Source organism: Nocardioides hwasunensis, assembly GCF_014779665.1.
GTDB lineage: Bacteria > Actinomycetota > Actinomycetes > Propionibacteriales > Nocardioidaceae > Nocardioides > Nocardioides hwasunensis.
This window is the reverse complement of the sequence record NZ_JACXYY010000007.1, coordinates 317977-325778: the sequence shown is the minus strand read 5'-3', so window position 1 is coordinate 325778 and position 7802 is coordinate 317977. Positions and strand designations below refer to the sequence as shown.

Below are 7802 nucleotides of genomic sequence, written 5' to 3'. Positions count from 1 at the left end.
GGACTTCGATACGCCGTAGGCGGCTATCACCTCGGCGGCGGGGCGGCCTTCGATCTCGATGGCTGTGATGACCAGGCGGGCTTTCGACACCTCGGCAGCATCGGGGCAGGTGTATGCACACCCGCCCGGTTCAGTCCGGGATGTCTTGAGAGATCAGTCCGGTATGTCCTGAAGGAACACACCTACAGGCGCGCAGATCGTCTCGACGAGAAGCCGTGGACCAGCCCGCTGGTCCACGGCTTCTCTCGTTCCTCCGTCCCACGGACCGGGTCGCCCGGTCGCTCGCCTAGGCTCACCGCGTGGCTCCCATCGACGACGCGTCCCGGCCTCGAGTCGCCGGATCGGTCGACCTGTCGCCGAGACAGCGGGCAGCCGGTGACCACCTGCGGGCCATCCACGACCACTTCCGCGAGCAGCTCGCGGCCCTCACCCGGGCCGTCGAGGGGTTCCGGGACGGCTCCGGTGGCCTCGACGTCGTGCGCGCCGGGGTCCACGGGCTCGCGCCGTCGCTCAGCGTCCAACAGATCGCCGGGATCTGCGGGCAGGTCTGCCGGTTCCTGACGATGCACCACACCATCGAGGACCAGACGATGTTCCCCGCGGTCGCGACCCTCGACGCCTACGCGCCGGTCGCAGCGCGGTTGGCGGAGGAGCACCTGGTCATCCACGCCCACCTCGAGCGCGTGGACGATCTCGCGCTCGCCGTGACGACCGACCCCGCTCGGATCGACGACCTGGTGGCGGCGGTCGGGGTGCTGCGCAGGGACCTCGAGTCGCACTTCACCTACGAGGAGACCGAGATGACCGAGCCCCTCGGCCTGCTCGGTCTCGGCGTCTAGCGACCGGGCGTCGCCCGCGTCCGCCCTGAGAGACCGCCACTCCTCGGTCAGCGGCTGAACATCGGGTGGATCCCCTTCGGTGGCGGCAGCATGTCGTCGGCCTGCCAGGCGTCGAGCTGCGCGCCCTCCGCCGAGGCCAGCTCACGCAGGCGCACCGGGAACTCCCACACACCCGGCTCGGAACCGATGGCCAGGCGGGACACCATGTGGAGGTAGAACGGTCGGCCCGTCCTGGGGCGCACCCACACCTCCGCCATCGGCGACACCGCCACCTGCTCCAGCTCGGCCAGCGGGACCGACCTGCTCACCAGCCGGCCCTGCGCGCGGAGCTCCCCGTCCCGCACCACCACGCGCCGCCGCAGCTCCAGCAGCGTGAGGGCGCCGAGGGCCAGGAAGGCCAGCCCCCAGGGGTTCTGCCGCCACCCGAGGGCGACCAGCCCGAGGAGGGTGATCAGCCCGCCGCCCACCAGGAAGGCCCATCGTTCGGACAGGTGCGGGCGTCCCACCAGCGAGCTCGGGGAGTCAGGCACGGGGGAATGGTGTCATCCGCCGTCAGGCCGTCGCGAGCGCCAGCCACACCGCCGATGCGCCCGCCACCACGAGGACGACGTTGAGCCACAGGTCCTTCGTCTCACCACGCGAGGCGTGGAACCCGGTGGCGAGCACCTGCAGCACGGTGAGCCCGATCGCAGCAGCGACGGAGAGCGCGGGCGCGATCCCGGTGAGCCGCGGGAGCACGAGTCCCACGGCACCGAGCACCTCGAGGGCGCCGATGGCCCGGACGCCCGCCATCGGGATCGTGGTGCCGGCCCACGCCATCATCGGCGCCAGCTGCTCCTGGCTCTGCACGAGCTTCGTCCCTCCGGCGTAGAGGTAGAAGGCTGCCAGCAGTCCGGCGACGACCCAGTATGCGATGTCCATGTGTGCTCCAATGGTGACGATCAGTAAGTGACCTCATCGTGGGTCACTCACGAGGGTCGTGCAAAAGGCACACCGGTGTGCGTGGGAGACAGGAGAGTCATGTGTCGAGCTATCAGCGCTCCTGCCTCATCCGTGGCGACGGCGGCCGCGCGATCCGCGGGATCCTCGACCGGATCGGCGACAAGTGGACCCTCCTGGTGGTGGCGACGCTGGACGGTGACCGGATGCGCTTCACCGAGCTGCAACGGCGGATCCCCGGCATCTCCCAGCGGATGCTCACGCGCACCCTGCGTCACCTCGAGCGTGACGGACTGGTCGAGCGCGAGGTCTTCGCCGAGGTCCCGCCACGGGTCGAGTACTCCCTGACGGACACCGGCGCAACACTGATCGGACCCGCCGTCACCCTCGCGGAGTGGGCCATCGAGCAGAACCCGACGATCGAGCGGAGCCAGGGCGAGTACGACGCCCGGCGCGGGGGGCGGGACTGAGCCGATCCCTCGCGCGGACGCGGACATCTTTGCGAAGGTGTCCCCGGCAGCACGAGCGATCCGGAGGCGGACATGGAGACCGACGAGCAGGGCGACACCTTCTGGCAGGACGCGGAGCGGCACCTGATCCGCTACGGCGGCGGCTTCACCCCGCGGGTGATCGCGCGCGCCGACGGGTCCTACGTGCACGACGAGCAGGGCCGCGCGATCCTCGACTTCACCTCCGGGCAGATGAGTGCCGTGCTGGGCCACTCGCACCCGGAGGTCGTGCGCACGGTCACCGAGTCGATCTCGACGCTCGACCACCTCTACTCCGGGATGCTCAGCCGACCCGTCGTCGAGCTGGCCCGGCGCCTGGCCGCGAGCCTGCCCGGGGACCTCGAGCGGATGCAGCTGCTCAGCACCGGGGGCGAGGCCAACGAGGCCGCCATCAAGATGGCCAAGCTCGCCACCGGCCGCTACGAGGTCGTCGCGCTCGACCGCTCCTGGCACGGGATGACGACGGGCGCGGCCGGGGCGACCTTCTCCGCGGGCCGGCACGGTTACGGACCGCCGCCGGTCGGCAACCTGACCCTCCCCGCGCCGGACGCCTACCGCTCCCCCTTCCGGCAGCCCGACGGGAGCCACGACTGGCAGACCGAGCTCGACTACGGCTTCGCCACCCTCGACCGCCAGTCCTCCGGCAGCCTCGCCGCCTGCCTGGTCGAGCCGATCCTGTCCTCCGGCGGGATCCTCGAGCTGCCCGAGGGCTACCTCGCGCGGCTCCACGAGAAGTGTCGCGAGCGCGGGATGCTGCTCGTCGTCGACGAGGCGCAGACCGGCCTGGGTCGCACCGGCACGATGTACGCCGTCGAGCGAGACGGCGTCGTGCCCGACATCATCACCCTGTCCAAGACCCTCGGCGCCGGGCTCCCGGTGGCCGTCGTCGTGACGACGGCCGAGATCGAGGAGCGCTGCCACGAGCGCGGCCACCTGTTCTTCACCACCCACTCCTCCGACCCGCTCGCCGCCGCGGTCGCCCTGACCGTCCTGGACGTCGTCGAGCGCGACGACCTCACCCAGCGGGCGCACGACCTCGGCAAGGTGCTGGCCGAGCGCCTGCTCGACCTGCGCGATCGTCACGAGTGCGTCGGCGACGTACGCGGTCGCGGGTTGCTGCAGGGCGTCGAGCTCGTCACCGACAAGGAGAGCAAGACCCCGGCCGACGCACTCGGACGAGCGGTCACCACGGCCGCGCTCGAGCTCGGCCTGCACATCAACATCGTGCAGCTGCCCGGGCTGGGCGGCGTGATCCGGATGGCGCCGCCGCTGACGATCTCCGACGACGACCTGCACCTCGGGATCGACCGGCTCGAGGCGGCCATCGTCGACGCCACCGGCTGACGCACCCGGCGGGGGGAGGCAGCCCCTCCGGTCTCGGAGGAGCATGTGGGCATGAGCACCGATCCCGCCGTCGAGCTGAGCGACGACCTGCTGCAGCTCCTGCGCTCGGGCGCCACCTGCTACGTCGCGACGACCATGCCGGACGGGTCGCCCCAGCTGACGCAGACCTGGGTCGACGTCGACGCCACGGGGTCGCACGTGCTCGTCAACACCGTCGCCACCCACCAGAAGACCCGCAACATCGCACGCGACCCGCGCGTCTCGCTGGCCGTGTCCGACCCGGCCGACCCGAGCCGCTACCACGAGATCAGGGGCCGGGTGGTGAGCACCACCACCGAGGGCGCGGTGGACCACATCGAGGCCCTGTCGCAGCGCTACACCGCTCAGCCCTATCCCTGGTACGGCGGCCGGGACCAGCAGCGGGTGATCGTGGAGGTCGAACCCACCCGCATCCACACGATGGGGTAGCCACCGGGCCTAGCTGACGAAGCCCTCGCTCACCAGCCACTCCTTGGCCACGAGCGCCGGCTCCTGGCCGTCGACGTCGACCTTGGCGTTGAGCTCCAGCATCACGTCGTTGGTGATCTTGGGGTTGAGCTCGGCGAAGATCTCCTCGATCTCCGGGTGCGCCTCCAGCAGGTCCTGCTGCACGACCTCGGTGAGGTTGTAGAGCGGGAAGAACTCCTTGTCGTCCTCGAGCACCGTGAGCTTCAGGGCGGGGATCCGGCCGTCGGTGGTGAAGACCTCGCCGAAGGTGCAGCGGCCCTTGGCCGTGGCGTCGTAGACGACGCCGGTGTCGAGACGCAGCACGTTGTCGTCGGGCACGCTGTCGCCGAGCTTGAGTCCGTAGGCCTCGAGCATCGAGGGGAAGCCGTCGTTGCGGCTGTAGAACTCGTCCTCGACGCAGAAGGTCCGGTCGGCGACCGGCACGTCCTTCATGCCCGAGAGGTCCTTGAGGTCCGGGTACTTCTCGGCCGCGGCCTCACCCAGCGCCATCGCGTAGGTGTTGTTCATCGGCGCCGGCTTGAGCCAGATGAGCTGGTTCTTCTCCTTGTCCTCCTCGGCCGTCGCCTTCCACTGCGCCTCCTCGCCCTTCACGGGCTCGTCGTGCAGGAGGTAGGAGATCCAGCCGGTGCCGGTGTACTCCGGCGAGATGTCGACCGTCCGGTTGAGCAGCGCGTTGCGTACGCCGTTGGACCCGGCGATGTTGGTGCGGTTGGTGACGTCGGCGCCCGCTGTCTGCATCACCGTGGCCAGCATGTTGCCGAGGATGAGCTGCTCGGTGAAGTCCTTGGCACCGACGGTGATCTCGACGCCGTCGAGGGAGTCGTAGTGCTTGATCGAGCCGGGCTCGGCCGGGGCGATGTAGCCGTTGGCGTTCTGCAGCCCGCAGCCGGCGACCGCGGCGGCGAGCGCCGTGCCGGTGAGCACGGCGAGCGTGCGACGAAGTGCAGTCATGTCAGAGTCCCTTCGGGGTCGCGACGACCTCCACGACCCGGGCGATCCAGTCGAGCAGCAGGGCGAGCGAGGCGATGAGCACGGCACCGACGAGCAGCAGCGGCTGCTCGCCGAGCTTGATGCCGGTGTTGATGAGCGCGCCGAGGCCTCCGGCGCCGACGAACCCGCCGAAGGCCGCCGTGCCGCACATCAGCACGAGAGCGGTGCGCACGCCGGTGAGCATCACGGGCACCGCGATGGGCAGCTCGACCTTGCGCAGCACCGCGAACGCCGACATCCCCATGCCGCGGCCCGCCTCGACGAGCCGTTGGTCGACACCGTTGAGGCCCGCCACCACGTTGGCGACCACGGGCAGGATGCCGTAGAGCGTGAGGGCGCCGATGAACGGCCAGATCCCCACGCCGAAGTAGAGGGCGGCGAGCACGACCAGGCCGACGGCCGGGGCCGCCTGGCCGAAGCCGGCGAACGCGAGGATGACCCCCGCGTGCCGACGCAGCGGACCCCGGGTGAGCGCGACGCCGAGCGGCACCGAGATCGCGATCACGAGGAGCGCCGCGACGGCCGTCAGCCACAGGTGGCGGAAGCCTCCGCTGAGCATGGCGTCGTTCTGGAGCAGGGACTGCTTGCTGGTGAGCTCGCGGGTGTTGGTGTAGGCGAAGCAGGCCGCGATGGCGAGGAGCGCGAGGGCCGGTTGCACCACCCAGCGCAGGCGCCCGGGCTGCGGATCGCCCTCCCGGACGGCGGGCGCGTCCTTCTCGCCGGCCTCCATGTCGAGGGTCGTGCTGTCACTCATGCGGGCTCTCCGGCAGCCCGGTCGACGCGGGTGGTCCGCTCGGCGGCGTGGGCGGCGGACTTGAGGCCCTCCATCGCCTCCATCACGGTCTCCACGCGGATCACGCCCTCGTAGCGGTTGCGTCGCCCGGTCACGACGACCACGCCGTGGCTGGAGGTGAGCATCTCGTCGAGGGCGTCGTTGAGCGTGGCGGCCGGGCTGACCACTTCGAGGTCGAGATCCCGCTCGACGCGATCGAGGCTGCCGGGGCGCTCGAGCTCGCGCAGCGACATCCAGCGCTGCGGCCGGTCCTGGGCGTCCAGCACGATGACCCACTTGCGCTCCATCTCCTGCGCGGTGGCGATGGCCTGCTTCGGGTCGCCGCCGACGTGCGCGACGGCCGCCTCGTGCAGGTCGACGTCGCGCACCCGGGTGAGCGTGAGCTGCTTCAGCGCCGCGCCGTGGCCGACGAAGCCCTCCACGAACTCGTTCGCCGGGTTGGCGAGGATCGCCTCGGGGGTGTCGTACTGGACGATCCGCGACCCGACGTCGAGGATCGCGATGCGGTCGCCGACCTTGACCGCCTCGTCGAAGTCATGGGTGACGAAGACGATCGTCTTGTGCAGCTCCTCCTGCAGGCGCATCAGCTCGTCCTGCAGCCGCTGGCGGGTGATGGGATCGACCGCGCCGAAGGGCTCGTCCATGAGCAGCACCGGCGGGTCCGCGGCCAGTGCGCGGGCCACGCCGACGCGCTGCTGCTGGCCGCCGGACATCTCCCGCGGGTAGCGGTCGCGGTACTGGTCGGGCTCGAGGTTGACCAGCTCGAGCAGCTCGTCGACGCGCGCGGCGATCCGGTCCTTCTTCCAGCCGAGCAGCTTCGGCACGATCGCGATGTTCTCGGCCACCGTGTAGTGCGGGAACAGCCCGGCGCCCTGGATGACGTAGCCGATCTCGCGCCTCAGCTCGTCCGGGTCGGCGTGGGTGACGTCGCGGTCGCCGATGAGGATGCGCCCCTCGGTCGGCTCAATCAGCCGGTTGATCATCTTCATCGTGGTGGTCTTGCCGCAGCCGGAGGGTCCGACGAGCATCACGGTCTCGCCGGCCGGGATCTCCAGCGTGACGTCGTCGACGGCTGCCGAGGACTGGCCCGCGTAGCGCTTGGTGACGTGCTCGAGCAGGATCCGCTCGCCGCGCGCGGACGTGCTGGTCGAGGTGGTGGACGAGGTCTGGTCAGGCACGGATACCCCTGGAGGTCGTGAGGCGGCCGACCGCGTTGAGCACGAGGTCGAGGACGATGGCGAGGACGACGACGCCGAGGATCCCCGCCCACGCGGAGTTCGTGGCGTTGGCTCCGCCGATGCGGGACAGGCCCGAGAAGATGAAGGACCCGAGGCCGGGCCCGGAGGCGTAGGCCGCGATGGCCGCGATGCCCATCAGCATCTGGGCCGAGACGCGGACGCCGGTGAGGATGATCGGCCACGCCATCGGCAGCTGCAACCGGGTGAGGATCGCGAAGCGGTTCATGCCCATGCCGCGGGCGGACTCCACGAGCCCGGGATCGACCCCGCGCAACCCGACGACCGCGTTGCGCACGATCGGGAGCGCGCCGTAGAACGCCAGCGCGACGACCGACAGCACGACGCCGGAGGTGATGAACGCGATCAGCAGCCCGAACAGCGCGAACGACGGGATGGTCAGGCCCACGGCGGCGCCGGCCTCCGCGAGCCCGGACCACAGGGGTGAGCGGTAGGTGAGCACGGCGACGACGACGGCGATGAGGGTCGCGATCACCAGCGACTGCACCACCAGGCTCAGGTGCTGGTAGCCCTGGAACCACAGCAGGGACCAACGGTCCTGGACGAACTCGAAGAAGTTCACACGTCCTCCGGTGTCGGGCGTGCCGCCCCGAATGGACGACACCGGTCGCCCGGCACGTTACAC

General features: G+C 70.6%; 10 protein-coding genes. 4 read left to right on the top strand and 6 right to left on the bottom strand.

Annotated elements, in window-relative coordinates; translation table 11 throughout:
- Positions 1 to 299: 299 nt before the first annotated feature.
- Complete coding sequence (locus IEZ25_RS17930) at positions 300 to 839, top strand: hemerythrin domain-containing protein (protein ID WP_191200801.1); 540 nt, start codon at positions 300 to 302, stop codon at positions 837 to 839.
- Positions 840 to 886: 47 nt separating this feature from the next.
- On the opposite strand, the gene IEZ25_RS17925 is transcribed toward IEZ25_RS17930, so the two are convergent.
- Entirely contained in the window at positions 887 to 1369 is a 483-nt protein-coding gene (locus IEZ25_RS17925; RefSeq protein WP_191200800.1) for a hypothetical protein, read from the bottom strand.
- Between the two features lie 22 nt (positions 1370 to 1391).
- Positions 1392 to 1760, bottom strand: a complete 369-nt coding sequence (locus tag IEZ25_RS17920) for a DoxX family protein (RefSeq protein ID WP_191200799.1) — start codon at positions 1758 to 1760, stop codon at positions 1392 to 1394.
- Between the two features lie 101 nt (positions 1761 to 1861).
- Here IEZ25_RS17920 and IEZ25_RS17915 point away from each other — a divergent pair, with 101 nt between their 5' ends.
- From IEZ25_RS17915 to IEZ25_RS17905, 3 genes are all read left to right on the top strand, one after another.
- Positions 1862 to 2248: a winged helix-turn-helix transcriptional regulator gene (locus IEZ25_RS17915; protein WP_191200798.1), complete on the top strand. Its 387-nt coding sequence runs from the start codon at positions 1862 to 1864 to the stop codon at positions 2246 to 2248.
- A 72-nt stretch (positions 2249 to 2320) separates the two neighbouring features.
- Complete coding sequence (locus IEZ25_RS17910) at positions 2321 to 3631, top strand: aspartate aminotransferase family protein (RefSeq protein ID WP_191200797.1); 1311 nt, start codon at positions 2321 to 2323, stop codon at positions 3629 to 3631.
- Positions 3632 to 3682: 51 nt separating this feature from the next.
- Complete coding sequence (locus tag IEZ25_RS17905; RefSeq protein WP_191200796.1) at positions 3683 to 4099, top strand: PPOX class F420-dependent oxidoreductase; 417 nt, start codon at positions 3683 to 3685, stop codon at positions 4097 to 4099.
- Between the two features lie 9 nt (positions 4100 to 4108).
- On the opposite strand, the gene IEZ25_RS17900 is transcribed toward IEZ25_RS17905, so the two are convergent.
- The 4 genes from IEZ25_RS17900 to IEZ25_RS17885 are packed head-to-tail and all read right to left on the bottom strand — an operon-like array spanning position 4109 to position 7781.
- Positions 4109 to 5089: a glycine betaine ABC transporter substrate-binding protein gene (locus tag IEZ25_RS17900; RefSeq protein WP_191200795.1), complete on the bottom strand. Its 981-nt coding sequence runs from the start codon at positions 5087 to 5089 to the stop codon at positions 4109 to 4111.
- A gap of 1 nt (position 5090) precedes the next feature.
- A complete protein-coding gene (locus tag IEZ25_RS17895; protein ID WP_224749193.1) occupies positions 5091 to 5882 on the bottom strand; it encodes an ABC transporter permease in 792 nt (263 codons plus the stop codon).
- Positions 5879 to 7099, bottom strand: coding sequence for a betaine/proline/choline family ABC transporter ATP-binding protein (locus IEZ25_RS17890; protein ID WP_191200794.1), 1221 nt, complete (start codon positions 7097 to 7099; stop codon positions 5879 to 5881). The genes IEZ25_RS17895 and IEZ25_RS17890 overlap by 4 nt, the downstream gene beginning before the upstream one ends.
- On the bottom strand, positions 7092 to 7781 hold the full coding sequence (locus IEZ25_RS17885; RefSeq protein WP_318152311.1) for an ABC transporter permease: 690 nt from the start codon (positions 7779 to 7781) through the stop codon (positions 7092 to 7094). The genes IEZ25_RS17890 and IEZ25_RS17885 overlap by 8 nt, the downstream gene beginning before the upstream one ends.
- Between the last annotated feature and the right edge of the window lie 21 nt (positions 7782 to 7802).